This is a genomic window from Streptomyces sp. NPDC002911, from assembly GCF_053591835.1.
In genome coordinates, this window is record NZ_JBSFUO010000007.1 from 25,620 (window position 1) to 49,007 (window position 23,388).

Sequence of the window (23,388 nt, forward strand, 5' to 3'; positions counted from 1 at the left end):
GCCCGCGGACGGCGGCCACCGGACACCGCCGGAACGGCCGTCGGGTCCGCACGGGCTTCGGGACGCCCCCCGGCCGGGGAGGTAGTGCGGGACCGATGGTTTCCGCGTCACCGGCAGTCGAAGATCATGGATGGTGCACGACGGCCGCGACGCGCCCGCCATGTCCACCGGTCCGATCCGCTGGGAACCAGACACGGGATACCGAGGAACTTCAGATGCGTACTCTGATCAGCACCGCCTTCGTCTCGCTCGACGGTGTCGTGGAGGCCCCGGGTGGCGAGCCCGGCTACCGGAACTCCGGATGGACCGTCAACGGCGTGGAGTTCCTCCCCGAGGCCTTCGAGATCAAGGGCAGGGAGCAGGAGGAGGCCTCGGCGATGCTGATGGGCAGGGTCAGCTACGAGGCGTTCAGCCCGGTGTGGCCCGGTATGGAGGACTTCGCCGGTTACAAGGCCATGCCGAAGTACGTCGTCTCCACCACACTCACCGACGACGACCTGGTGCCGGAGTGGGGTGAGACCACGATCCTGCGCTCGCTCGACGGGGTCGCCGCGCTGAAGGAGACCGAGGGCGGCCCGATCATCGTCCACGGCAGCGCCACCCTGAGCCGGAACCTCTCGGACGCCGGCCTGATCGACCGCTACCACCTGCTCGTCTTCCCGCTCCTGCTCGGCGCGGGCAAGCGCCTCTTCAGCACCACGGACAAGGACACCCAGAAGCTGAAGCTCGTCGAGTACGAGGCCTACGCCAACGGCCTGCAGAAGAACGTCTTCGACGTCGTCCGCTGAAGGCTCCGCCACGCGGGACAGCGCGCCGCCCGCGCCTGCAGGGTCCCGGACAGGCCGGAGGGCCCGAAATCCTCTCGGATCCGGGGCCTCCGGCTGTGCGCGTGCGGTGACGTCAGCTGCCGTCGCGCAGATCCCCGGGGCCGGTGGGCCGGAAGGCGATCCGGTCGAACGCCGCCGTGCAGCCGTCGCCCGTCGGCGACTGGACGAGGAAGCCGATACGGGCGGCCGCCCGCTCCTGCTCCGTGCCGAGGGTGAACAGCCGGACGAAGGTCCACCGCTCGCCGTCCATCGAGGCGTGGAAGGCGAAGGCACCACCGGTGCGGCTGAGCCGCAGCCAGCAGCTGTCGCCCTCCACGACGGCGGAGTTCACGTCGTCGGACTGGCCCCGGGTGACCACGGTGCAGACCGTGGGGCGTTCCGGGGAGAGCTCCAGGCAGAGCTTCGCCCACTCCCGCTCTCCGACGTGGAGGTAGAGCACGCCCGCGTCGAAGGCGGCGGCGAATCCGACGCGTACCCGGGCGATCAGCTGGAAGTCGCCCTCCGGCGCCGCCCCGAGCAGGCGCGGCGCGTCGCTCGCGGGCTCCAGGGCGTCAGCGCCCGGCGGCACGAAACGGTCCTGCTCGGCACCTGCCGAGCCGGTCAGCACACCGCCCTCGTACGCCCATTCCCCCTCGGGCCCGAAGGGTTCCAGGGCGAAGGGGAGCTCGGGCAGCCGTACCGCCGTCACGCGTGGCGCCCGTCCACCCGGCGCGGCAGGTTCTGCGGGTTCTCCTCGCGGAGCTCCGGCGGCAGCAGCGCCTCGGGGGTCGACTGGTAGCTGACCGGGCGCAGCCAGCGCTCGATCGCGGTGGCGCCGACCGAGGTGGAGGTGGAGGTGGTGGCCGGGTAGGGGCCGCCGTGGTGCTGGGCGGGGGCGACGGCGACACCGGTCGGCCAGCCGTTGACCAGGACGCGTCCGGCCACCGGGGTGAGCTCGGCCAGCAGTCCGGCGGCGCTGCCGTCGGCCTCCTCCGTGGCGATCTGGAGGGTGGCGGTGAGGTTCCCCGGCAGGCGGGACAGCACGGCGGTGATCTCGTCGGCGGAGTCGTAGCGCGCGACGACGGTGACCGGGCCGAAGCACTCCTCCAGGAGCGCGTCGTGCGGCCCCTCCTGGGCCAGCCGCTGCGCCGGTACGGTGAGGAAGCCCGCGGAGACCGTGTGGTCGCCGCCCGCGCCCGGGGTGACCGGGGCCTCCACGTCCGGGAGCGCGGCACGTTCGGCCACTCCCTGGACGAAGGCATCGCGCATCCGGTGGTCGAGCATGACCCCGGCGCCCGTACCGCTCACCGTCTCGGTCAGCGACTTCAGCAACTGGTCGCCCGCCTCGCCGGTCGGGGCGAACACGAAGCCGGGCTTGGTGCAGAACTGTCCGGCACCCATGGTCATCGAGCCACCGAGCCCGGCACCGATCTGCTCACCGCGCTCGGCTGCCGCCGCCTCGGTGACGACCACGGGGTTGAGCGAACCGAGCTCGCCGTGGAAGGGGATGGGGGTGGGCCGGGCGGCCGCGGCGTCGAACAGGGCCCGGCCCCCACGGATCGAGCCGGTGAAACCGGCGGCGGAGACGAGCGGGTGCTTCACCAGCTCGACGCCCGCCTCGAAGCCGTGGACCACGGTCAGGACGTCTTCCGGCAGACCGTGCTGCGCCGCGGCCCTGCGCAGGAGCGAGGCGCAGATCTCCGAGGTCGCCGGGTGGTCCGGGTGCGCCTTGACGACGACCGGGCAGCCCGCGGCGAGCGCGCTCGCGGTGTCGCCGCCGGGAACGGAGAAGGCGAGCGGGAAGTTGCTGGCGGCGTAGACGGCGACGACACCGAGCGGGATCTTGTAGCGGCGCAGGTCCGGCCAGGGCGGGGTCCGGGTGCCGTCCTCGTGGTCGATGTGAATGTCGAGGTAGGCGCCCTCGTCGACGACCTCCGCGAAGGCCCGCAGCTGCGCGGCCGTGCGGGCGAGCTCTCCGGTCAGCCGGGCCGGGCCGAGCGCGGTCTCCGCGTCGGCCGCCTCGATGACGTGTTCCTTGGCCTCGGCGAGCAGGTCGGCCGCGGTGCGCAAGAACGCGGCGCGTACGGCGCGGTCGGCCAGCGCTCCGCGAACGGCGTGCGCCGCCCGGACCGCACGGTCGACCTCCTCCGCTGTAGCCTCCACCGCAACCTGCTCACGCGGGTTCCCCGTTCGGGGGTCGACGCTCCAGACTGGTGCTGCTGCCACCGTGTTTCCTTCCGTTCCACTGCCACACAGGAGAAGTTGTTCGGTATTCTGAACAGCGTTCCTGAACGTGAATACACAGGAACTCTATTTCCGGGCGTTCCGTGTTGGCAAGAAGTCGCAGGGTCGTACAAGAAGGCTGGAAGGGGCATAAGGCATGTCGGTAGGCGAGTCCGGTGGGGCACAGGTCAAGTCCGCTGTACGGACGGTGGAACTGCTCGAATACTTCGCGGGGCGCCCCGGTATGCACTCGCTGGCTGCCGTGCAGGAGGCCGTCGGCTACCCCAAGTCCAGCCTCTACATGCTGCTGCGCACGCTGGTGGAGCTCGGCTGGGTGGAGACCGACGCCACGGGCACCCGGTACGGCATCGGCGTACGCGCCCTGCTGGTGGGCACCTCGTACATCGACGGCGACGAGGTCGTCGCCGCCGCCCGGCCCGCCCTGGACCGGCTCTCCGACGACACCACGGAGACCATCCACCTGGCCCGGCTGGACGGGACGAACGTGGTGTACCTCGCCACCCGCCAGTCCCAGCACTATCTGCGCCCCTTCACCCGCGTCGGCCGCCGGCTGCCCGCGCACTCCACCTCGCTCGGCAAGGCGCTGCTGGCGACCCACAGCGACGAGCAGGTCCGCAAGATGCTGCCCGAGACGCTGCCGGCGCTGACGGAGCACACCCTCACCGACCGCGAGAAGCTGATCGAGGAGCTGCACCTCATCCGCGAGCAGGGATACGCGGTGGACCGCGAGGAGAACACGCTGGGGCTGCGCTGCTTCGGCGTAGCCGTCCCGTACCGCACGCCCTCGCGCGACGCGATCAGCTGCTCGGTGCCGGTCGCGCGGCTCACGCCGGCGCACGAGCAGATGGTCAAGGACGCCCTGTTCGACGCCCGCGACCGGCTCACCCTGGCGACCCGCAGGCTCTGAGCACCGGGCACGTCACGCCGAGCGGTCCGGGTCATGCCCCGCCCGGAGCGCCGGAGGTGGCGCACCTGAGAAACCGGTGAGAAGGAACACGAACGGGAACGTACCCGGCGCCCCCGTTCGTCCCTCCCGCGGGATGAACAAGACAATCAGGCGCGCTTCGGTCTTCTGTCTGCTGATGGTTCTCGCCCTGCTGGTGCGGGCGACCTGGGTGCAGGCGTACGAGGCCCGGGCGCTCGCAGACGACGAACACAACCGGCGGAACACGATCGCGCAGTACGCGCAGCCGCTCGGCGACATCATCGTGGCCGGCTCCCCGGTCACCGGTTCGAAGGAGACGGACGGCGACGACCTCCGCTACAAACGCACCTACACCCAGGGCGAGCTGTACGCGGCGGTCACCGGTTACAGCTCGCAGGCCTACGGCGCCACCCAGCTCGAAGGCATCTACAGCGATGTCCTCGACGGCACCGACGACCGGCTCAAGAACCCCGCCGATGTGATCACCGGCAAGCAGACGGCTCCGGGCGATGTGCTGACGACCATCGACCCGGACGTGCAGAAAGCGGCCTTCGAGGCACTCGGGGACGACCGGGGCGCGGCGGTCGCGATGGACCCGGAGACCGGGCGGATCCTGGGGATGGTCTCCTCGCCCTCGTACGACCCCTCCGGCATCAGCGGGACGGCGGACGGCGACGCCTGGCAGAAGCTGCTCGATGACAAGACCAAGCCTCTGGTCAACCGGGCGCTGCGGCAGCCGCTGCCGCCCGGCTCCACCTTCAAGCTGGTGGTGGCCTCGGCGGCACTGGAGAACGGCCTGTACGGCTCGGTCGACGAGCCCACGGACAGCCCCGACCCCTACACCCTGCCGGACACGAGCACGGTCCTGTCGAACGAGAACGCTTCGGCACCCTGCGAGAACGCCACGCTGCGCACCGCGCTCCAGTACTCCTGCAACAACGTCTTCGCGAAGCTGGCGGCCGATCTCGGCCAAAACAAGCTGAAGGCGATGGCGGATGCCTTCGGTTTCGACACGGAGAAGCTGGACGTGCCCGTGCGGGCGTCGGAGAGCGTCTACCCGACCGGCATGGACAAGGCCCGAACAGCGCTGACCGGGATCGGGCAGTTCGAGGTGACCGCGACCCCGATGCAGATGGCCATGGTCTCGGCCGCCCTCTCCGACGGCGGCGAGCTGGCCGCCCCGCACATGGTCTCGAAGGTGACCGACGCCGACGGCTCCACGCTGCAGGAGTACCCGGACGGCGACAGCGAGCGGGTCGTGAAGGAATCGACGGCCGAGCAGCTGCGCAGCGCGATGGTCACCGTCGTGGAGGAGGGGACGGGCAGCAACGCGCAGATCGACGGTGCCGAGGTGGGCGGCAAAACGGGAACCGCGCAGAACGGCGTGGACAACAGCAACACCCCGTACGCCTGGTTCACCTCGTACGCGAAGGACGACTCCACCGGCAGGCAGGTCGCGGTCGCGGTGGTCGTCGAGGACTCCGGGGCGGCCCGCTCCGAGGTCAGCGGCAACGGCCTGGCCGCGCCGATCGCGCAGAAGATGATGAAGGCGGCCCTGAAGGGATGAGTCCGGGCGCACCTCCGCGTCGTGAGGCCACGACGCGGAGGTGCGCCCGGATCTCGTCCACCTGACGCACGGGGCTTCAGGTTCTCGCCGTGTTACGCCTTACTGGGAGGCTCACACGCGTCGAAGCGCTCCCGGGTACGCATTGGTACGCTCTCGCCCCGCGAGCGGGGCTGGGAACGTACACAACTCGTTCGAGCGTGCAGGGATCCCGTGCAGAGGAGAGGTACCCGTGGGCACAGTCCTGGACGATGCTGCTGCCGCCGAGTTCCATGCGTTCTTCGAGGCGCACTACGCCGAACTCGCCCGCCTCGCGCGCCTGCTGACGGGCGAGGCCGACGCCGCGGACGATCTGGCCGCCGACGCGCTCATGGCGCTCTGGCACCGCTGGGACCGGGTCAGGGGCGCCGACCATCCGGCGGCCTACGCGAGGGGCGTCGTGGCCAACCTGGCGCGTACGCGCATCCGCAGCGCGGTGCGTGAGCGCCGCCGAATCGCGCTGTTCTGGGCGCCCCGGGGGGCCGGGGACGGCTACGCGGCGGACGGGCCCGACGTGCCGGCCGTGGTGGATGTCCAAGAGGCTCTGCGCCGGCTGCCGTTCCGCAAGCGCGCGTGCGTGGTGCTGCGGCACGCCTTCGACCTGTCCGAACGGGACACCGCTCTGGTCCTCGGGGTGTCGGTGGGTACGGTGAAGAGCCAGACCTCGCGCGGTGTGGCGGAACTCCAGCGGCTGCTCGGGCCCCGGACCCCGGCGGCACAGGTACAGGTGGCGGCCGCCGGGCAGCGCACCGGAGGAAGGCACTGATGGACGAGGACCTGCGGGAGCGGCTGCGCACGGCCGCCGCGTCGCACCGCCCCGACCGGGCACGGATGCTGGCCCGGATCGAGCGCGGCATGGCGGAGGAACCGCCGGCCCGTCCCGCGCACGCCCCTCGCGCGCCGATGCCCTGGCTGCGTGTCGCCGGCACGACGGCGGCGGTGTGCGGAGTGCTGACGGCCGGCGCGTTCGCGGTAACCTCGGCGGGTCAGGACGAGCCGGCGGGCGGGCGGCGGGTGGCCGTCGAACCGGCGGCGCCCTCCTCGGCAGGCAGTACACCGCCGTCCCCGGACCGCGGCGGCGCGCTGCCCGCCGGGAGGGGACCACTGTGGTCGGACGGTTCACTGAACCCGAACAGCAACGGCTACTGGGCGCAGAGCGAAGTGACGGTCAAGACGGGCCGGCCGCTGTCCTCGCTCAGCGTCGAGCTCCGGATCGCGCTGAACGGCGGGGTGAACACCACCGGTTCCTGGCGCTCCCTGCCGGAGCGCGACTTCGCGGCGTCGGCGCGAGAGGAGGACGGCTTCCTCGTCTACCGCTGGACCCTCAAGGCGGGACGGAGCGTGCCGACCGGTACGCACACCTTCGCGGGGCAGTACAACCACGCTTCGGGCACCCGTGACACCGGCCGGGACGACTACACGGCCCGTGCGGGCGCCGCGGGTGGACAGACGTCGGTGGGCGGCGACTTCACGGAGACTCACTGAGCGCAGGGCGTGTGACGCTCGAGACGAAGGCAGATACGACCGGTGCGGAAAAAGACCCGGAACACGGCAACCCTTTTTCCGGCGGTGGCGACCCCTGAGCGCAACACACTGCCCCCACCCCCTAGGAAACGGGACCGAACAGCATGAGCGAACGAGCGCACACGCACCGGCGCAGGCCCGGCAAGCGCCGTATGGCCGCCGCCCTGACCGCGGCCCTGGGTCTCACCGGCGCCGCTCTGGCCACCAAGGCAGCGGTCCGGACGGCACGTACTGCCGCTACACCGCGTCGGACCTCAGCTACGACTAGGGGCCTGTCCCGCGGATCATGTGACCTTCTGACCGGTTGTTCGCCGGTTGGGCACGGGCCGCGCGAGGGACGCGGGGCAGGGACCACGGCGATCACTCCTGGGCAGGAGTGTGAGGGCGCGCCGAGATCTGGGGAGGTCGAGGCGCGCCCTTCCGGTTCGTGTGCGCGGATCGGTCCTCCGGGATCGGGTGCCGGGCAGTTGCCGGGGTGGCGGTCGTCCCGGCTGGATTCGGTGGGACGGGCCGGCACGCGACTCCGTTCCTTGAGACCGGACCCGGGGCGGCTCCACGAGCAGACGACGGGCGTGGCGAAGACGCAGAACGGGTGAATACCTCCACGCCGGTCACCACAGGGGTTCGGCCGCCAGGGCGGAGGCGATACTGATCGTGACACTCGCCTCGGCGTCGAACCGGCTCCGGATCCGGGCCGGGCCGGGGGCCGCACCTTTGCCGGAGTCTCCGAGGGGAGCCGTTCATGACCACGGCGAAAGACCTGTTCATCATCACCATGGACCCGAGCCTGGAGCCTGCCGTGGGACAGGGTGACCTGTCGCTCGCACTCGCGGGGGCCGAGCTGATCGATCTCATCGGTGCGGGGGCCATCACCGTGGACGGCGACCGTATCGTGCCGGGCGGGCCGCTGACGCCGGACGATCGGCTTCTCGGCGAGGCTGCGGCACGGCTCACTCGCCAACCGCCTAACGAACGGATCGAGGACTGGCTGTGGCGCCGGGGCCAAGACCTCGCGGCCGGGTACCAGGCCGCGTCGGAGGAGGACGGTGAGCTGACGCGGAAGCGGAGCGGCCTGTTGGCCTTCGGCTCGGAACGCGTGGAACCGGTCGATACGCCCAACCGCCGCCGGGCAGCCGATCGCTGGGAGGAGAAGGAACCCGTCCTGGCCGCCCTCGCCTCGGTCGTGGGTATCGACGGCGGGCCACCCGACGACGAGCCCGGCCTCGACGACGAGGCGGTGACGACCGTGGTGGCCGCCGTCCACGACGCGGTGATGGAGCTGGAGGCCGTGCGCCAGAGGCGGACCGTCGAGAACGCGGCGTTCGCCAACCTCTGGCGCGGCCCGTGAGCCGGGCCCGCGACCGACGCCGACGGCAGGGGTGAGCTATCGCCCGGCCGTGGGCGGGGCCCGTGAAGTATCGACGGACCGGCTCCGGTCGGGGCCCTGCCGACACCCGCTCCCGCCTGGGCCACACCGCCCGGACAGCCCGAGCGACGCCCCCGACGGCTGACCCCGGCGACGTGCGCGGCTGATGGTCAGCCACGGCCCGGGCAGGCCACGTGCGCAGCAGCCCGGGAGTCCGCGCAGCAGCCGTCAGGCGTGCGCCGGCTCCCGTTCCGTTTCGGCCGCCGCTCGGGCGGTGGAGGCCGTACCGCGCCAGTAACCGCAGAAGTAGATCTGCTGCTTGTCGATACCTCGCTCGTTCACCAGGTAACGCCGCACCGACGTGGCCAGGGTGGACTCGCCGGCTATCCAGACGTACGGCGTGCCGGGCGGGAAGCGCAGGGTGCGCAGCGCCTCCACCGTCCGGGAACCGTGCGAGCCCGAGCGGTACAGCCAGGTCGCCTCACCAGCCAGGTCCAGCACGTCCTGCGCGTCCTTGACTTCGAGCAATGTGTGCACCGGGGTGCGGGCGCCTTCGAGCATGGAGGCGATCGCGGGCAGAGCCGTCTCGTCGCCGATCAGCAGTTGCCAGTCGGCGTCTCCGGCCTGGTACCGGGCACCGTCGCTGAGGATGCCGATCCGGTCGCCCGGTTCGGCCGCGCCGGCCCAGGCCGACGCCGGACCGCTGTCCCCGTGCAGCGCGAAGTCGACGTCGAGCCGACGGCGAGCGTGATCGATCCGGCGAACCGTGTAGTTGCGGACGACAGGGCGCCGCTCCGCCGGCATCGCCTGCAGTTCGGTCCACCAGTCGGAACTGGTCGGCAGCTGCAGGTCATCGCTGACCGGGAGGAACAGCCGCACCAGGTGGTCGGGGCCGGCGTAGTGGAAGTCGCCCACCTCGTCCCCGGCCAGCGTGATCCGGACCATGCGCGCCGTGAGTCGGCGCACCCCGGCGACACGCACGAACATGGGCCGCTGCGGTGGCACTTGACGGGCTGCGAGCGATGGCGACATCGAAGAACCACTCCTGAACACGGGACACCGTTATTAGGTTAGGTTTAACTTACTTGCACCGGTGCTCGAGTGCCACACCGCAGCCACAGCCACTGAATGCGTGGCATCTCCGACGCGGCGGACACCAGGGAGAGGCCGGCCCGAAGCAGATCGCGGACGCGGTCCGCCCAACGTTCTTTTCCGGCCCTCTTTCATGACAGGGGCATGATAAGTGCGGGAGGAAGGGCATAGACCTGCCCGGGAGAACCTGCGACCGGCCACCCCGCTGATGCAGCCCTCCCCCCGCTCTCGGTTCCGAGCTGAGCCGAGTCCCCACCAGTGAAGGGACAGCAATGCCGTTCTCCTTATGGCTGAAGGCAGCCGGCACCGCCGCCGCGGTCACCCTGGCCGCGGCAACCGCAGCGCACGCCGCGCCCGTACCGGAGCCGGCCGCGGCGAAGAACGCGGCAGCGGTAGTGATCCACTACGACGACAGCCGAGCAGGCGGCTGGGAAGCGGCGATCACCGCCGGAGTCGCGTCGTGGAACCAGAACGTCAGCAACGTCAGGCTGGTCGAAGCCACGTCCGGCGTCCGGGCCGAGATCCAGATCGTCGCCACCAGCGGCTGGCCGCAGGCGACACTCGGCCCGGTGCGCCCGGGCGGCCAGGTGCGTGTCGAACTCGGCAGCCAGGCGGTATCTCAGGGCCATGACAAGACCCGCATCGCCGCCCACGAGATCGGGCACAGTTTGGGCCTGCCCGACACCAAGCCCGGCCCGTGCTCCCAGCTGATGTCAGGATCAAGCGCAGGCACCAGTTGCAGGAACGCGGTCCCGAACGCGACCGAACAAGCCCGCGTCGAGTACGCCTACGCCAACGGCCTGGCCTCGCTCATTCCAGCCGACGGCCGCACTCTGGTGGACGCGCCCTAGCCGGCAGGACGACCACCGCGCGAGGCGCCCGACGCGCTCTGCACGGTCGGGCACCTCGCGCACGCAGGCTGTTCACCGGGTCCTCTGCGATCGGACTCCGGGCCTCGGCCGCGCGCGTCGTGCCGGGTGCCGTTGAGGCTTCGCGTCAGGCCGGGCCCAGGACACAGAACTCGTGGCCCTCCGGGTCGGCCAGGCACCTCCACGGGACGTCGCCCTGGCCGAGGTCGAGGTCGGTGGCGCCGAGGGCCCGCAACCGGGCCACCTCCGCGTCCTGTTCATCACCGGCGTACGGCAGCAGATCAAGATGGACGCGGTCCGGCACGGTCTTCACGCCCGGCGTGCGGAGGAACTCGAGATAAGGGCCGACACCCTCGGCGGAGCGCAGCACCGCATGATCGTCAGTCACCTCGTGCAGGCTCCAGTCCGTCGCCTCACCCCAGAACCGGGCCATGGCCCGCGGATCCACGCAGTCGGCCACCACCACGGCGATCGGACCGGTGTCCCGGTAGATCTCCCGCGGCTCCAGCACGCAGAACTCGTTGCCCTCCGGGTCGGCGAGGACCGTCCACGGCACGTCGCCCTGGCCCACGTCGGCGGGCGTCGCGCCGAGAGCCTGGAGACGCGCGACCAACTCCGCCTGATGGGCCGCAGAGGTGGTGGCGAGATCGAGGTGCACACGGTTCTTCGGCGCTGCCTTGGGTTCCGGGACGGTAACGACGTCGATGCAGACGGCTACCGGGTCCGGCCAGACAAAGCCGCCGCCAGGTTCGACGTTGGTCACGCCCGGCCCCTCGCTGGAGACTCCCCAGCCGAGCGCCTGCGCCCAGAACCGGCCGACCACCGAGTCGTCCAGAGCCTTTATGTTCACCTGAACAGGTCGCAGTGCCATGCCTGCGATCCTACGTGCCCGCGGGTGAGCGGGCTCTCTGCGTGTAACGCTACGAGGCGGCCGGCCGGTCGACTGCGGGCCGTGTCGATTTCCGGGCGAGCCATGTGTCCAGCCAGGCGTACACCTCGTCCTGCATGGCGGCCGTGAAGGCATGGCCGATGTCCGGCCACACCTTGGTGGTGAGCCGGTCGCCCGCTCCCTGCGACTCCCAGACCGCGCGCAGCTTCGCGTACGCCGTCTCCACTCCGGCCGCCGTGAAGAGGTGGTCCCGGCCGCCAGCGTGGAAGAGCGCGGGCTTCGGGGCGGCGAGTGAGGCCACGTCCGGGATGTCGAGATGGCGGTGCAGCCCGGGGTGGAGCATGAAGTACGCGGACTGGCCGCGCAGCGCGTTGTTGCCCGGGACCATCATCTCCTTGAGTCCCGTCATCCAGCAGACGGCCGCAGCTGCCCTGATGTCGTCGGACAGGGCGGACAGCTGCCAAGCGCGGTAGGCGCCCATGGAGAAACCCAGCGCGCCGACACGCCGTGCGTCCACCTCGGGCAGCGAGGCGAGGAAGGCCGCGGCCCGGATGTCCTCGTGGGCGGCGAGGCCGGCCGGGGACGTGCCCAGCTGGAGGAGGTTGGCGGCCAGGGCCTGCTGGTCCTCGTAGGCGAGCGGGCCTCTGTCGCCCCAGCCCAGGGTGTCCACCGCGAGTACGGCGTAGCCGCGGGCGGCCAGTTCGTCGCCGGTGAACCGGCCGTCGTAGTGCCGCCGGGCCCACGCGGTGGCACGTGCGAGACGGTCAGGGGCCGACCGGGGCCGTACGGCCTTCTCGCGTCCGATGGTGAACTCGGCCCCGTGGTCGTGCAGGATCAGCACTGCGGGAAAGGGCCCCGCCCCGTGCGGCACCAGCAGGGAGCCCCGGGCCCGCCCGTAGCGAGTGAGGGCGAACTCCACGGTGCGCGCGGTGTACCGGTCCACGGGGCACTCGTCGACGGTCACCGGGTCGAAGGGCTCGGGGCCGGGGGCCTGCGGCTGGAGCAGCGACTTCCCGACCACGGCGCGCGCCTCGGCGCGCCAGGCCGGGAAGTCACGGGTCGCGGACCTCTCCCAGGAGAGCGGGAAGGCGAGTTCGTCCCTGAGCCGCTCGTAGAAAGCGGGGAGCACGCCTCGGGTGATGCCCAGGGTCATGCGTAAGGGCGCCAGTCGCCCAGACTGCCGGCCGGGGTGTGCGCTCGGGCCTCGGACGCCGTCAGCTGCGGACGGTCGGCGGGGACGGTGATGCGCGCGCCGGGGCCGGTGTTGCGGTACTCGGCGAATCGCTGGTCCTGCCAGGGGAAGCCCGAGGACATCGTGCCGTACGGCGTGACCGCGTCGATGCCCGCGCCGAGGTGGCTGTCGCGGACGGTGAGCATCGGGTGGGCGGTGAGGTCCGAGGAGGGCACCCAGGGGCGGGCCAGCTTGTAGTACGCGTCGGGGGCGGTGCTGGTGACCCGGGAGCGCAGGACCAGGTAGCCGCGCGGGTTGGCTCCCGCGGTGCTGGGTGCGAAGACGAAGCCGTACGGGGCCGAGGCCAGGTCGGTGCGGGTCAGGGTGCGGAAGTGGCAGCGGTCGTAGACGGCGGTGGCGCGGCCGAAGACGAAGTCCACGTCCCCCTCGACGTAGCAGTCGCGGTAGTACTGGCGGGCGAAGGCGGTGAGGGCGAGGGAGTCGGCGTACAGGGTGTCCTGGTGGCCGAGGAAGCGGCAGCCGTAGAACGCCGACCGGTCACCCTGCACCTTGATCGCGACGGCTTGGGTGCCGGTGTACTCCGGATTGTCGGAGCGCAGCCAGTCGTTGGCGAAGGTCACGTCGCGGGCGGTGAAACCGGCGGCCTGGACGGTGACGGTGGCCGAGCCGCTGGTGCCGTGGGTACCGGAGCCGTCGGGCTTGGGCGTACCGGCGGCGTTGTCGTGGACGATGACGGTGTCGCGGGGGTCGCCGCTCGCGCCGATCAGTGTGAGCTCCGCCCGGGCGGCGGTGACCAGGACCGCGCCCCGGTAGGTGCCGGGGGCGAGCACCAGGGTGTGGCCGGTGCCGGATGCCGCGTCGACGGCGGACTGTACGTCGCTGTGGTCGCCCCTGCCGTACGGGTCGACGTACAGCGTCAGGGCGTTGAGCCGCCGGGACGGCGAACCGTAGCGGCCGAAGGGGAGGGGGTGTGCGGGCCTGGCGTGTGCGGTGGGTGTGCCGAGTGCGAGGGCGGCGCCCGCACCCGCGAGCAGGGTCAGCGCACTGCGTCTGCTGGGCATGGCGGTACTCCTTCTGCGGGGTGGTGGGCCGGAGCGGCGCTCTCCGGGGTGATGGAGAGCGTGCGGTGCCGCTCCGGCCGGTTCGGATGTCCTCAGCAGCCGGGGGCCTTGCCGGCTCCCGCCTTGTGGTCCACCAGGCGGGGGACGGCGCGCGGGCTGTCGGTCTTCGTGCGGAGCGTCGGGGTCCAGCCGGCGCCCTCGGTGAGCTGCTCGGCGGGCACGCCGGCGTTGTGCACGGCGATCAGGTCGGTCTTCCGCCCGTTGACGTAGTTGTTCTCCGCCGTGAGGGAGGACTCGGACCACTTCTTGAGGATGGTCGCCTTGTCGAAACCGGCGGGCACGGTGAAGGCGTTGTGCTCCGCGACGAGCTTGGACTCGGCGCCGATGCCGTAGGTGTAGCCGTAGGCGGCGCCCTCGGTGGCGACGAAGTGGTTGTTGTACGAATCGACCTGGCCGAAGCGGACGCGCGGCGCGCGCTCCTTCACGTTTTGGAAGAGGTTGTGGTGCAGCGTCACGCGGAGCTTGCCCCGGTCGCTCGCCCCGGCGCCGTCGCTGTTGCCGATGAGCATGGTCTTGTCGTGGTCCTTGAGGACGTTCCACGACACGGTGACGAGGTCGGCGCCGCGCACGATGTCGAAGAGGCCGTCGTGCTGCTGGTACACGTTCCCGAAGTAGTGGGGCTGGTCGGCGTCGGGGCGGCCGCCGTCACTGAAGGTGTTGTGGTCGACCCAGACATGGCTGGATCCGTAGACGACGAGGTTGTCGTACTCGGAGTTCCAGGCGCCGTTGTCACCGTCGGTGGGGTCCCACTGCGGGAAGCAGTCGTAGGTGTCCTCGAACGAGATGTTGCGGACGATGACGTTGGAGACGTTCTTCACCTGGAGGCCGGCACCGATGACCGTGGCGTCCTTGCCGACGCCGACGAGCGTGGTGTTGGACGGGACGTTCACGTTGACCGCGGCCGCCTGCAGCTTCGCGGACGCGGCGCGGGCGTCCTCCAGCGGGCCCGCCGGGACCTCGTCCGTGCCCCATACGGCCGGGTCGTAGGCGGCGAGGTACTTCTCCAGGGTGTAGCCGTCCTGCTGGTACGCCTCGCAGTCGATCGGGGTGCCGGCGGCGTCGGAGTTGCCGTGGACGGTGCCGTCGATCCTGACGATCTTCGGCGCGTCCCCCGCCTCCTCGAAAGCGGCGATGAGTTCGGCCCGGTTGCTCACGGTGTAGACGTGGTCGGGGGTGGCCTCGGCCCCGCCCGTGGTGGAGCCCTCGGCGGCGGCCCAGCCGTCGCCCGACGGCAGCACTGCGCGTTCGATTCCCTTGCGGTGGTGGGAGGCCGCCTGGGCGGGCAGGGTCACGGCGAGGGCCAGCGAGGCACAGCCCGTCACCACGGCGATGGCACGGACATGTCTCATGCGTGCGGGCATGGCGGATCCTTAACTGTCGTTCGCGGGAAAAGCGGGAAAAGGGGAAAGACAGGGCGGGTGCGGTTCAGGCCTGCGGCCAGGTGATCCACGCCCCGGGCACCGGCTCGTCGAGGCGGCGCACGTCGCGCGGGGCGAGCACGCGCTCGTCCAGCAGTGCGCGGGCGGCCGTCCTGGCCACGTCGACGGCGCCGTCGGGCCGGAAGTGGGTGTTGTCCTGCTTGCCCTCTGGGTAGTTCGGCGACTCGCCGGGCTCCAGCCAGTTGAAGTACGCCTCGGTCCCGTCCGGGCCGAGCTCCTGCCAGCGGGCGAGGGAGAGTGCCTGGACGTCGAGCAGGGTCACGCCCTCCTCGGCTGCCAGGGCGCGCATCGCGGCGGGGTACTCCCCGTGGGTGGGCTTCGCGGTGCCGTCCTCGGCGAAGCGGCGGCGCTCGACCGGGGTGATCAGCACGGGTTCCGCGTGCCGGTCGCGGGCACCCTTGAGGTACTGGCGCAGATATTCCTGGTAGGTGGTGTACGGGTCGGTGCCGCGCGCGGGATCCTCGGTCTTCTCGTCGTTGTGCCCGAACTGGATGAGGACGACATCGCCCGGGCGGACACCGTCCAGGAGGACGGTGAGACGGCCCTCGTCGATGAAGCTCTTCGAACTCCGGCCGTTCACCGCGTGGTTGACGACGGTGAGCGTACGGCCGAGGAAGAAGGGCAGGGCCATGCCCCAGCCGGTCTCGGGTGCGGCGGCGGCGTACTTCTGCGCCGCTGTGGAGTCGCCCGCGATGTGGAGTGTCCGGGACCGGGACCGGGAGCCGCCCCCGCCGCCGTGTGCGAGTGCGGGGGTGGCGCTGAGGGCGAGGGGCAGCGCCAGGAGCGCGGCTGCCGTCTGTCTACGGGTGAGTGACACAGGATGACTGCCTCTCTCGGAGGACAAACGTGAGGTGGTGCGCAGAAGAGGGACCGGCGGCGGGGTGCGACCCGGACCGCCGCCGGTCCCCCGGTCAACGGGGGTGGGGCTGGGGAGGTGAGGTGACCGGCGTCAGCCGTTGCCCAGTTCCTTCCATTCCTTCTGGGAGGCGTTCAGCTCTTCGGCCATCTTGTCCAGGAAGTCCTTGGCCGTGACCTTGCCGAGGAGCAGCTTCTGGAACTCCGGCTCGTTGTCGGCCTTGCTGATGTTGTTCCAGTCGGGCAGGTAGTACGGCAGGTCGACGATCTTGGTGGAGCCGTCGGTGAGGGCCTTCGCGGCGAGCGCGGTGGGCTCGGTCTCGTTGATCCACGGGTCCTTGGCCGCTTCGGCGTTGGCCGGGATGGCACCCGCGGACTTGTTCCACTTGCTGTTGGACTCGTGCGAGGCCGCGAACTCGATGAACTTCCAGGCCGCGTTCTTGTTCTTGCTGGACCGGAACAGGCCGATTCCGTCGACGGGGTTGGAGACCTGGACGCGTGTGCCGCCCTCCCCGATGGGCGCGGGTATCCCGGCGAACTTGTCCTCGCCCAGCGCTTTCAGGTGGTCCTGGTAGGAGCCGAGGTTGTGGCTGAGCATCCCGATGGTGCCCGTGTCCCACTGGGCGACCATCTTCGTGAAGTCGTTGTTGACGTCGGCGGCCGGCGTCGTCTTCTTGAAGAGGGCCGCGTACTTCTCCAGCGCCGCGACGTTCTTCGGGTCGTTCAGGGTCGTCTTCTCGCCGTCCCAGAACTCCGTGATACCGGTCTGCCCGTAGATCGCGTCCAGGGCCTGTGCGATGGAGCCGGCGCCGCCGCGGATCGTGTACCCGAACTTGTTGTTCTTCGCGTCGGTGAGCTTGTCGGCGGCCTCGTAGAACTTGGGCCAGGTGGTGGGCGCCTCCAGCCCCGCCGCGTCGAACAGGTCGGTGCGGTACCAGAGCGCACCGTTGTTCGCGGAGGTCGGCACGGTGTACATGTCGTCGCCACGGCCGGCCGCGGCTCTGACGCTCTCGACCATGCTCTCGACGAGCTTGCCTTTCAGCTGCGACTTCTCCAGCCGGTCACTGATCGGCTCCAGGGCCTCCTGGGACACGATGTTGGCCAGGTACGCGGTGCCGACGCCGCCCACGTCGGGCAGGCCGCCGCCCGCGATCGCCGTGTCGTACTTGGACTGGACGTCCGCGATCGGGATCGGGACGTACTTGACCTTGATGTCCGGGTTCTTCTTCTCGAAGTCCTTGATGATCTCGGTCCAGATGGCGGTGCGCGGGCCGCCGTTGTTGTCCCAGAAGGTGATCTCGCCCTTCCCGCTGCCCTCCGTGCCTGCGCTGCTGCCGTCGTCGCCACAGCCGGTGGCCGCAAGTGCCAGGACCGCGGTGAGGGACACCGCGGTCGCGGTACGCCCCCGGAGCGTCTTTGAGATGTTCATGTCGGCTCTTCTCTCTCGCATCTGTACGCGTGCGTGGGGGGAGGTCAGTGGTGTGTGCCGTGCGGCACGGCACCGATGTACTTCTGCGGACCCGCGTTCCGGGTCACGAGCTTCGGTACGTCGGCCGCGCGGTCCAGCGTGTAGGGGTAGAAGTCACGCGGCTCGAACGCGGTGCCCCAGGCGTCGGTACGGCCCGTGGTGTTCTCCAGGATCGATCCGCGCTGGACCAGCTCGGCCGTCGCGTCGGCCTGGTAGGGGTGCTGGACGTCCCGGTAGTAGCTGTTCTCGATGACCATCTTCGTGGCGCCGCGCGCCCAGTTCCCGTACGTCCACAGCGGGTCCCCGTCCACGACCTGTGCGGAGAGGTAGTTGTTGTAGAGGTGGGCGTAGGCGCAGTTGTCGGCGGACGGGTTGCGCTGCTTGGTGCCGCTGAACCAGTTGTGGTCGATCGTGATCTGTGTGGTGACGTTCTCGGTCCAGCCGATGCCGAGCGCCTTGTTGTGGTTGTCGAAGTGGTTGTACGACACGGTGATGTACTGGCTGTCCTTGCGGATGTCGAGCAGCCCGTCGCCCATGTGCGTCAGCCGGTTGTGGTCGATCCAGACGTGGTCGGCCGAGTCCATCTGGATCGCGTCGAAGTCGGTGGTCTTCCCCTCCCAGTCACCCTCGACGTAGGAATCGCGGATGGTGAGGTTACGGATGATGACGTTGCTGGTGCCCGGGTTCAGATGGAGTTCGCCGTGGACGATCTCCCCCGTGTCGCCCGTGCCGACGATGGTCTTGTCCGACGCGACGTCGATGTCGGCGCCGAAGGGTTCGACGGCGATGGAGCCGGCCACCCGGATGACGTAGGGCTCCTCCGCGCCGGCGTACTTCTCCAGACCCGCCTGGTCGGTGACGGTGACCACCTCACCGCCACGGCCCCCGGTGGTGCCGCCGGCCAGCGAGGCGAAGCCGTGCGGTGTGCCGGGCCGGCCGCCGTCGTGGTGTGCGGCGGGCTGCGTCCCGGTGGCGGCCGATGCCCCGCCGGGGGTGGTGGGCAGGAGAAAGGCGGCCGCGAGGGCGATCGCCGTGAACAGTGTTCTCGCTCTGGTGCGCTCGGTACGGAGGTGCGTCATTGCGGCTCCCTACAGCGGTGCGGGGTCAGGTTGTGCGTGGTCTTCCGGTGGTGCGGAACGCGGTGAAGCCGGCTGTTCCGGACGGCCCGTTGCCGACCGGTGCGGTGGCGAAGAGGCCCAGCAGCGCGCCGACCCAGCGCCAGGGAGTGGCGGCGAAGACCTGGCCGGAGGCCCGGAAGCCGGCCCCGTCGCCGGTGTCGGCGTAGAAGCGGCAGCGGGCGCCCCGGGTGACCTCGATCCGGACGCGGACCGAGGCTCCGGGTGCGGGGCGGGGGTGCTCGGCGTCCCGCTCGTGCTCGGCGACGGTTTCGGCGTACCGGTGCACGAGCCGGGCCGTCCCGTCGGGCCCGGCCTCCAGACCGATCCACGAGAAGGCGTCCCCGAGGACGGCGAGCCCTGCCTTCGCCCCCGGTTCTTCGGTGTCCAGAGTGATGTCGGTCCCGACGGTGAACTCCTCGGCGGGCAGCCGCTGCACCAGGACGTTGGGCAGGGCACGCAGATCGTGCGCGTACGCGGTCCGTACGCAGCTGAGCCGTAGTCCGTCGCCCGCGTGGCCGACCGTCCAGCCGGGCCGCGGGTTGGCCGTCCACTGCCACTGGCGGCCGTGGCGGCCGCCGGGGAAGTCGTCGCTGGAGGCCGGCGCCTCGACGGCCTGCTCCGGGGCCTCCGGCCGGCGGTGCACGAGAACGGGTTCGCCCTCGTCGCCGATGACCGGCCAGCCTCCGTCCCAGCGCATCGGCTGGAGATGGACGACGCGGCCGTACGCCCCGCGGGCCTGGAAGTGCAGGAACCAGTCCTCACCGGCGGCGGTCCTGACCCATCCGCCCTGGTGGGGACCGTTGACCTCGGTGCTGCCCTGGGCGAGGACGACCCGCTGTTCGTAGGGGCCGTCGAACGTCCGCGAGCGAAAGGCGCCCTGCCAGCCGGTCTCCACTCCGCCGGCCGGGGCGAAGATCCAGAAGTAGCCGTCGTGCCGGTAGAGCTTGGGGCCTTCGAGGGTGAACCAGCCCGGGATCGTGTCGGCGTCGATCAGGGTCGTGCCGTCGTCGAGGAGCTCGCGTCCGTCGGGGCTCATCCGGTGGCCGGTGAGCCGGTTCTTGATGCCGGAGCGGGACTTCGCCCAGGCGTGCACCAGGTAGGCCTCCCCGGTCTCCTCGTCCCACAGGGGACATGCGTCGATCAGGCCCTTGCCCGACTTGACGAGGTGCGGTGCGCTCCAGGGGCCCCGGATGTCCTCGGCGTTGATCTGGTGGATGCCGTGGTCCGGGTCGCCCCAGAAGATCCAGAAGCGTCCGGCGTGGTGGCGCAGCGAGGGCGCCCACACCCCGCAGTCGTGGCGGGGCACGGCGAAGTCCGCGTCCGGTCCGAGCCGTTCGAGGGCGTGGCCGACGAGCGTCCAGTTGACGAGGTCGCGGGAGTGGAGCAGCGGCAGGCCGGGGACGCGGCCGAAGCTGGACGCGGTGAGGTAGTAGTCGTCGCCGACGCGCACGACGTCCGGGTCGGACCAGTCGGCGTTCAGGACCGGGTTGCGGTAGGTGCCGTCCCCTAGGTCTGCCGTCCAGGGCATCGTCATGCCGCGACCGCCTTACGGACGTGGGCGGCCGCGGCGTCCCGGTCGAGGCGTCCGTCGGCGACGACGGTGACGATCCGGCGTACGACGGTGGCTCCGGCGGCGACGGGAAGCCGGCGGTCCGCGGCGAGGGAGGAACCGACCCCCGGGTATGCGGTGGTCCGTACGAACCACGGGTCGCGCCGGGTCTCGTCGGTCGCGCCGGCGAAGACCAGCGTCCAGCCGTCCCCGGCGAGGGCGAGCCAGTCGGCGGTCCTGCCGTGCACGGCTTCCTCGCCGTCGAGCGTTCCGCTGAACACGGCGGGCGGGGCGGGTTCCTTGGGTGCGCGCCAGAAGAAGCCGCCGTATCCGGCGCCGGGGCGGCCGTTGGTGGCGGGGCTGCCGATGGAGAGGTCCGTGCCGCCGCGGTTGGTGAGAGAGAAGGACAGGTCCAGCGCCCACGCGGTGTCGGAGAGGCCGGCCGCGGCGACGGTGCGGTGCTCGCGCAGCAGTTCGGTGCCGTCGGCTTCCCAGCTGAGCTCCTCCACGAAGCCGTCCGGGTCGCGGAGTTTCCAGCCGAGGTGGCGCTGCACCCCGTGGTTGTCGAGCTCGGTGGGGCCCTGGTCTCGGACGTAGGTGCGCCCGCCCCAGAAGTTGTGTCCGGCCACGTCGGGCACCGCGACGGAGACGCCCAGGTGGTGGATGTGGTCGGCGGGGCGCTCCTCGGTGACGGGGGTTCCGGCGAGGGTGGTGACGGGGTGGAGGTAGGGCCGGCTGCCCGTCTCCGGGCCGTAGCTGTAGCGGCCGACGGGACGTCCGGCGCAGCTGAGGAGTGCGGCGGTCATGGTGTGCTCACCTCGCTGGGTCGCGCCCAGGAGGCGCCTAGTTCGGAGAAGAGGGAGAGGGTGTCGGCCGCGGCGGCGACCATGCCGTCGATGCCGCCGACGATGCGCCGTACGCCGTCGCCCTGGTCGGCCGGCCGGGTGTGCCAGGCGGTGGCAGGCAGTGCGGTGGGCTCGGGGGCGGTGCGTACGGCTTCGAGGACCCGCATGAACGCGCCGGTGCGCTCCGGCGGTACGAGGAGCGGGGTGCCGTGTTCCAGGTGGTCGACGAGGTTCTCCAGGAGGTCGGTCCGCCCGTGCGCGGCCTCCTCGGGGCCGTGTCCGGCACGCTGGACGAGGACCCGGTCCTGCTTGTACCAGAAGGTGATGCGGCCTCGGTCGCCGTGGACGATCACATACGGCTCTCCTGCCTCCTCGGCGCAGAGGGTGACCGCGACGGTCACCGGCAGCCCGTCGGTGGTGGTGACGCGGACGCAGCTGGTGTCGTCGGACTCGATCTCGTGGGCCCGGAACAGCTCGGTCTCGATGGACGCGACGTCCTCGGCCGTTCCCCGGCCGGCCAGTTCGAGTGCTGTGGCGACGGCGTGGGCCAGCGGGTTGGTGAGCACTCCGTCGACCACGTCGGTCCCGCCCATCCTGCGGCGCCCGGCCCACGGTGCCCGCCGGAAGTAGACGTCGTCGCGGACCCAGGCACCGGCGGCGCCGATACCCCGTACGGTGCCGATCGCTCCGGAGCGTACGAGGTCCTTGACGGCCGGCACCGCGTGCGAGCCGAGGGACTGGAAGCCGACCTGACAGGCGATGCCCGCCTCCCGTACGCCTTCGGCCATGCGTGCGTAGTCGGCCCAGGTCGCGGCCGGCGGCTTCTCCAGGAGGAGGTGGACGCCCCGGGCCGCCGCCGTCAGGGCCAGCGTGGTGTGTGTCGGGATGGGGGTGCAGATGATGGCGGCGCGCGCGCCGGTGGAGTCCAGGAGAGCCCCGAAGTCGGCGGACTGCTCGGGCATCTCACCCGCGAACATCTCGAGTTCACCGTCGGTCAGCGGGTTCAGTTCACAGATCCCGGCCAGCCTGACGAGGCCCTGGTGCTGGAGGCGGCGGATGTTGGCGAGGTGCCAGCGGCCGTGGCCGCGGGCGCCGGCCAGGACGACGGGCAGAGGTGCGGTCATCATCCGGCCCTCCCGGCTCCGGCCTCGCGGGCGACCTCGGCGGCGGCCTTATCGGCGCTGTCGACGGGGCCGTGCAGGGCGGGGGTCCAGCCGGTGTCCGTGGCGAGGTCGGTCTCACTGCCCGAGTTGTAGGCGTTGTGAATGGAGACCAGGTCGACCGGGAAGCCGTTGAACGAGGTGCCGCGCTGGGTGAGGGCGCTGCCGTTCCAGCTCTTCAGCAGGTCGGCGACCTCGACGTGGCCCGGGGTCTCGAACGCGTTGCTCTCGGCGACGATCCGGGACTCGGTGGAGATGCCGAGGGAGTAGCGGTAGTCGCCGTCCTCGGGAACGACGTAACGGTTGTTGTAGAGGTGGACCTGGCCGAAGCGGACCCGGGGCGCACGCTGCACGACGGAGTGGAACTCGTTGTGGTGCAGGGTGACGCGGAGCCTGCCCCGGTCGGTGGTCACGCCGTCGCCGTTGCCGATGAGCATCGCCTTGTCGTGGTCGGCGAACCGGCTCCAGGAGACCGTGACGAGGTCGGAACCGTTGGTGATGTCGAGGAGCCCGTCGTGGCGCAGGTAGTTGCGCCCGAAGTAGGTGGGCTCCCGGTCGTCGGGGTGGCCCTTGTCGCTCGCGGTGACATGGTCGACCCAGACGTGGGTGGCGCCGCGCAGCCACAGCGTGTCGTACGCGGTCTTCCAGTCGCCGAGGCCACCGGTGTTGGGCTGCCAGGCGGGGAAGCAGTCGTAGGCGTCACGGAGTTCGAGGTTGCGGATGATGACGTTGTCGGCGTCCTTGACCTGGAGGCTCGCGCCCTTGAGCACGGCGCCCGCACCGGTGCCGACGATCGTGGTGTTCGATCCGACCGGCAGTTCGACCCGTTCGGCCTGGCGGGCGGCGGACGCCTTGCGGGCGTCCTCCTGCGGTCCGGCCGGCTTGGCGCCGCCCCAGGTTCGGGGGTCGTAGGAGGCCAGGTAGGCGTCGAGCTCGTACCCACCGGTGGCGTAGTCGGCGCAGTTCAGCCGCCGTCCCCGGTCGTCGGTGTTGGCGTCGATCGTGCCCGCCACCCGGATGATCTTGGGGACGGAGCTGCCGCCGTCGAGCGCCGCGACGAGCTGGGCCCGGTTGCGCACGGTGAGGACATGGTCCTCGTCGGCCGCCGATCCTCCGGTCGTTCCCGCGCCTTCCGCGGCCCAGCCGTCGTTGTCGGCGAGTACCTCGCGGCCGAGCTCCCTGCCGGGCGCGGCGGCCGCCTCGGGTGCCCTGTCCGGCGCCGCGACGGCCGCGCCGGCGCCCGGCTGGACGGCCAGGCCGCCCAGCGACAGGACGAGTGCGGCGGCACGTCGCGTCGTACGGGGGCGGAGCTTCCAGGTCATG

At 71.1% G+C, this 23,388-nt stretch carries 20 protein-coding genes and 1 pseudogene; 7 read left to right on the top strand and 14 right to left on the bottom strand.

Translation table 11 applies throughout. The features are described 5' to 3' along the window. Positions 1–215 precede the first annotated feature (215 nt). Positions 216–788 (top strand): dihydrofolate reductase family protein, encoded by a 573-nt coding sequence (locus ACWD04_RS13145; RefSeq protein ID WP_451131201.1) that lies wholly within the window; start codon positions 216–218, stop codon positions 786–788. A gap of 112 nt (positions 789–900) precedes the next feature. Here ACWD04_RS13145 and ACWD04_RS13150 read toward each other — a convergent pair whose 3' ends face one another. Both ACWD04_RS13150 and ACWD04_RS13155 read right to left on the bottom strand, forming a co-directional pair. Beyond that, entirely contained in the window at positions 901–1,515 is a 615-nt protein-coding gene (locus ACWD04_RS13150; RefSeq protein WP_451131203.1) for a DUF1349 domain-containing protein, read from the bottom strand. Next, positions 1,512–3,032, bottom strand: coding sequence for an aldehyde dehydrogenase (NADP(+)) (locus ACWD04_RS13155; RefSeq protein WP_451131205.1), 1,521 nt, complete (start codon positions 3,030–3,032; stop codon positions 1,512–1,514). Before ACWD04_RS13155 ends, ACWD04_RS13150 begins: the two co-directional genes overlap by 4 nt. Positions 3,033–3,186: 154 nt before the next feature. Here ACWD04_RS13155 and ACWD04_RS13160 point away from each other — a divergent pair, with 154 nt between their 5' ends. From ACWD04_RS13160 to ACWD04_RS13180, 5 genes are all read left to right on the top strand, one after another. Then, positions 3,187–3,957 (top strand): IclR family transcriptional regulator, encoded by a 771-nt coding sequence (locus ACWD04_RS13160; RefSeq protein ID WP_451131207.1) that lies wholly within the window; start codon positions 3,187–3,189, stop codon positions 3,955–3,957. A 133-nt stretch (positions 3,958–4,090) separates the two neighbouring features. Continuing rightward, positions 4,091–5,542: a peptidoglycan D,D-transpeptidase FtsI family protein gene (locus ACWD04_RS13165; RefSeq protein ID WP_451131209.1), complete on the top strand. Its 1,452-nt coding sequence runs from the start codon at positions 4,091–4,093 to the stop codon at positions 5,540–5,542. Between the two features lie 229 nt (positions 5,543–5,771). Further along, positions 5,772–6,344, top strand: a complete 573-nt coding sequence (locus ACWD04_RS13170) for a SigE family RNA polymerase sigma factor (protein WP_451131211.1) — start codon at positions 5,772–5,774, stop codon at positions 6,342–6,344. Then, on the top strand, positions 6,344–7,063 hold the full coding sequence (locus tag ACWD04_RS13175) for a hypothetical protein (RefSeq protein ID WP_451131213.1): 720 nt from the start codon (positions 6,344–6,346) through the stop codon (positions 7,061–7,063). Before ACWD04_RS13170 ends, ACWD04_RS13175 begins: the two co-directional genes overlap by 1 nt. A gap of 781 nt (positions 7,064–7,844) precedes the next feature. After that, on the top strand, positions 7,845–8,450 hold the full coding sequence (locus ACWD04_RS13180; RefSeq protein WP_451131215.1) for a GOLPH3/VPS74 family protein: 606 nt from the start codon (positions 7,845–7,847) through the stop codon (positions 8,448–8,450). A gap of 246 nt (positions 8,451–8,696) precedes the next feature. Here the strand turns inward: ACWD04_RS13180 and ACWD04_RS13185 are convergent, their stop codons facing one another. Then, positions 8,697–9,455 (bottom strand): siderophore-interacting protein, encoded by a 759-nt coding sequence (locus ACWD04_RS13185; RefSeq protein ID WP_451131217.1) that lies wholly within the window; start codon positions 9,453–9,455, stop codon positions 8,697–8,699. A gap of 377 nt (positions 9,456–9,832) precedes the next feature. On the opposite strand from ACWD04_RS13185, the gene ACWD04_RS13190 reads away from it, so the two are divergent. Beyond that, complete coding sequence (locus ACWD04_RS13190) at positions 9,833–10,411, top strand: snapalysin family zinc-dependent metalloprotease (protein ID WP_451131219.1); 579 nt, start codon at positions 9,833–9,835, stop codon at positions 10,409–10,411. A 145-nt stretch (positions 10,412–10,556) separates the two neighbouring features. On the opposite strand, the gene ACWD04_RS13195 is transcribed toward ACWD04_RS13190, so the two are convergent. The 11 genes and pseudogenes from ACWD04_RS13195 to ACWD04_RS13245 all read right to left on the bottom strand — a co-directional run bounded on the left by ACWD04_RS13195 (position 10,557) and on the right by ACWD04_RS13245 (position 23,387). Beyond that, entirely contained in the window at positions 10,557–11,300 is a 744-nt protein-coding gene (locus ACWD04_RS13195) for a VOC family protein (protein WP_451131221.1), read from the bottom strand. Between the two features lie 49 nt (positions 11,301–11,349). Then, positions 11,350–12,471 (bottom strand): dienelactone hydrolase family protein, encoded by a 1,122-nt coding sequence (locus ACWD04_RS13200; protein ID WP_451131223.1) that lies wholly within the window; start codon positions 12,469–12,471, stop codon positions 11,350–11,352. Beyond that, entirely contained in the window at positions 12,468–13,571 is a 1,104-nt protein-coding gene (locus ACWD04_RS13205) for a pectinesterase family protein (protein WP_451131225.1), read from the bottom strand. The genes ACWD04_RS13200 and ACWD04_RS13205 overlap by 4 nt, the downstream gene beginning before the upstream one ends. A 92-nt stretch (positions 13,572–13,663) precedes the next feature. Further along, positions 13,664–14,992: a pectate lyase family protein gene (locus tag ACWD04_RS13210; protein WP_451131227.1), complete on the bottom strand. Its 1,329-nt coding sequence runs from the start codon at positions 14,990–14,992 to the stop codon at positions 13,664–13,666. A 64-nt stretch (positions 14,993–15,056) separates the two neighbouring features. After that, entirely contained in the window at positions 15,057–15,887 is an 831-nt protein-coding gene (locus ACWD04_RS13215; protein ID WP_451131229.1) for a rhamnogalacturonan acetylesterase, read from the bottom strand. Positions 15,888–16,019: 132 nt separating this feature from the next. Beyond that, positions 16,020–17,354, bottom strand: a complete 1,335-nt coding sequence (locus ACWD04_RS13220) for an ABC transporter substrate-binding protein (RefSeq protein WP_451131231.1) — start codon at positions 17,352–17,354, stop codon at positions 16,020–16,022. 71 nt (positions 17,355–17,425) lie between these two features. After that, positions 17,426–18,472, bottom strand: a pseudogene (locus tag ACWD04_RS13225) (pectate lyase family protein); the annotation flags it as partial. A 25-nt stretch (positions 18,473–18,497) separates the two neighbouring features. Then, the gene (locus tag ACWD04_RS13230; RefSeq protein ID WP_451131233.1) at positions 18,498–20,045 is read right to left on the bottom strand and encodes a family 43 glycosylhydrolase; all 1,548 of its coding nucleotides are present in this window, start codon (positions 20,043–20,045) and stop codon (positions 18,498–18,500) included. After that, positions 20,042–20,866: a DUF6807 domain-containing protein gene (locus ACWD04_RS13235; RefSeq protein WP_451131235.1), complete on the bottom strand. Its 825-nt coding sequence runs from the start codon at positions 20,864–20,866 to the stop codon at positions 20,042–20,044. The genes ACWD04_RS13230 and ACWD04_RS13235 overlap by 4 nt, the downstream gene beginning before the upstream one ends. Then, positions 20,863–22,032 carry a Gfo/Idh/MocA family protein gene (locus ACWD04_RS13240; RefSeq protein WP_451131237.1) on the bottom strand — a complete coding sequence of 390 codons (1,170 nt, stop codon included), beginning with the start codon at positions 22,030–22,032 and terminating at the stop codon, positions 20,863–20,865. The genes ACWD04_RS13235 and ACWD04_RS13240 overlap by 4 nt, the downstream gene beginning before the upstream one ends. Continuing rightward, complete coding sequence (locus tag ACWD04_RS13245) at positions 22,029–23,387, bottom strand: pectate lyase family protein (RefSeq protein WP_451131239.1); 1,359 nt, start codon at positions 23,385–23,387, stop codon at positions 22,029–22,031. The genes ACWD04_RS13240 and ACWD04_RS13245 overlap by 4 nt, the downstream gene beginning before the upstream one ends. Position 23,388 lies beyond the last annotated feature (1 nt).

Coding starts and splice junctions, on each gene's coding strand:
- ACWD04_RS13235 (WP_451131235.1), bottom strand. CDS start 20,866: ATGACCGCCGCACTCCTCAGCTGCGCCGGACGTCCCGTCGGCCGCTAC.
- ACWD04_RS13240 (WP_451131237.1), bottom strand. CDS start 22,032: ATGATGACCGCACCTCTGCCCGTCGTCCTGGCCGGCGCCCGCGGCCAC.
- ACWD04_RS13200 (WP_451131223.1), bottom strand. CDS start 12,471: ATGACCCTGGGCATCACCCGAGGCGTGCTCCCCGCTTTCTACGAGCGG.
- ACWD04_RS13210 (WP_451131227.1), bottom strand. CDS start 14,992: ATGCCCGCACGCATGAGACATGTCCGTGCCATCGCCGTGGTGACGGGC.
- ACWD04_RS13245 (WP_451131239.1), bottom strand. CDS start 23,387: ATGACCTGGAAGCTCCGCCCCCGTACGACGCGACGTGCCGCCGCACTC.
- ACWD04_RS13180 (WP_451131215.1), top strand. CDS start 7,845: ATGACCACGGCGAAAGACCTGTTCATCATCACCATGGACCCGAGCCTG.
- ACWD04_RS13220 (WP_451131231.1), bottom strand. CDS start 17,354: ATGAACATCTCAAAGACGCTCCGGGGGCGTACCGCGACCGCGGTGTCC.
- ACWD04_RS13230 (WP_451131233.1), bottom strand. CDS start 20,045: ATGACGATGCCCTGGACGGCAGACCTAGGGGACGGCACCTACCGCAAC.
- ACWD04_RS13205 (WP_451131225.1), bottom strand. CDS start 13,571: ATGCCCAGCAGACGCAGTGCGCTGACCCTGCTCGCGGGTGCGGGCGCC.
- ACWD04_RS13165 (WP_451131209.1), top strand. CDS start 4,091: ATGAACAAGACAATCAGGCGCGCTTCGGTCTTCTGTCTGCTGATGGTT.
- ACWD04_RS13185 (WP_451131217.1), bottom strand. CDS start 9,455: ATGTTCGTGCGTGTCGCCGGGGTGCGCCGACTCACGGCGCGCATGGTC.
- ACWD04_RS13195 (WP_451131221.1), bottom strand. CDS start 11,300: ATGGCACTGCGACCTGTTCAGGTGAACATAAAGGCTCTGGACGACTCG.
- ACWD04_RS13160 (WP_451131207.1), top strand. CDS start 3,187: ATGTCGGTAGGCGAGTCCGGTGGGGCACAGGTCAAGTCCGCTGTACGG.
- ACWD04_RS13145 (WP_451131201.1), top strand. CDS start 216: ATGCGTACTCTGATCAGCACCGCCTTCGTCTCGCTCGACGGTGTCGTG.
- ACWD04_RS13175 (WP_451131213.1), top strand. CDS start 6,344: ATGGACGAGGACCTGCGGGAGCGGCTGCGCACGGCCGCCGCGTCGCAC.
- ACWD04_RS13190 (WP_451131219.1), top strand. CDS start 9,833: ATGCCGTTCTCCTTATGGCTGAAGGCAGCCGGCACCGCCGCCGCGGTC.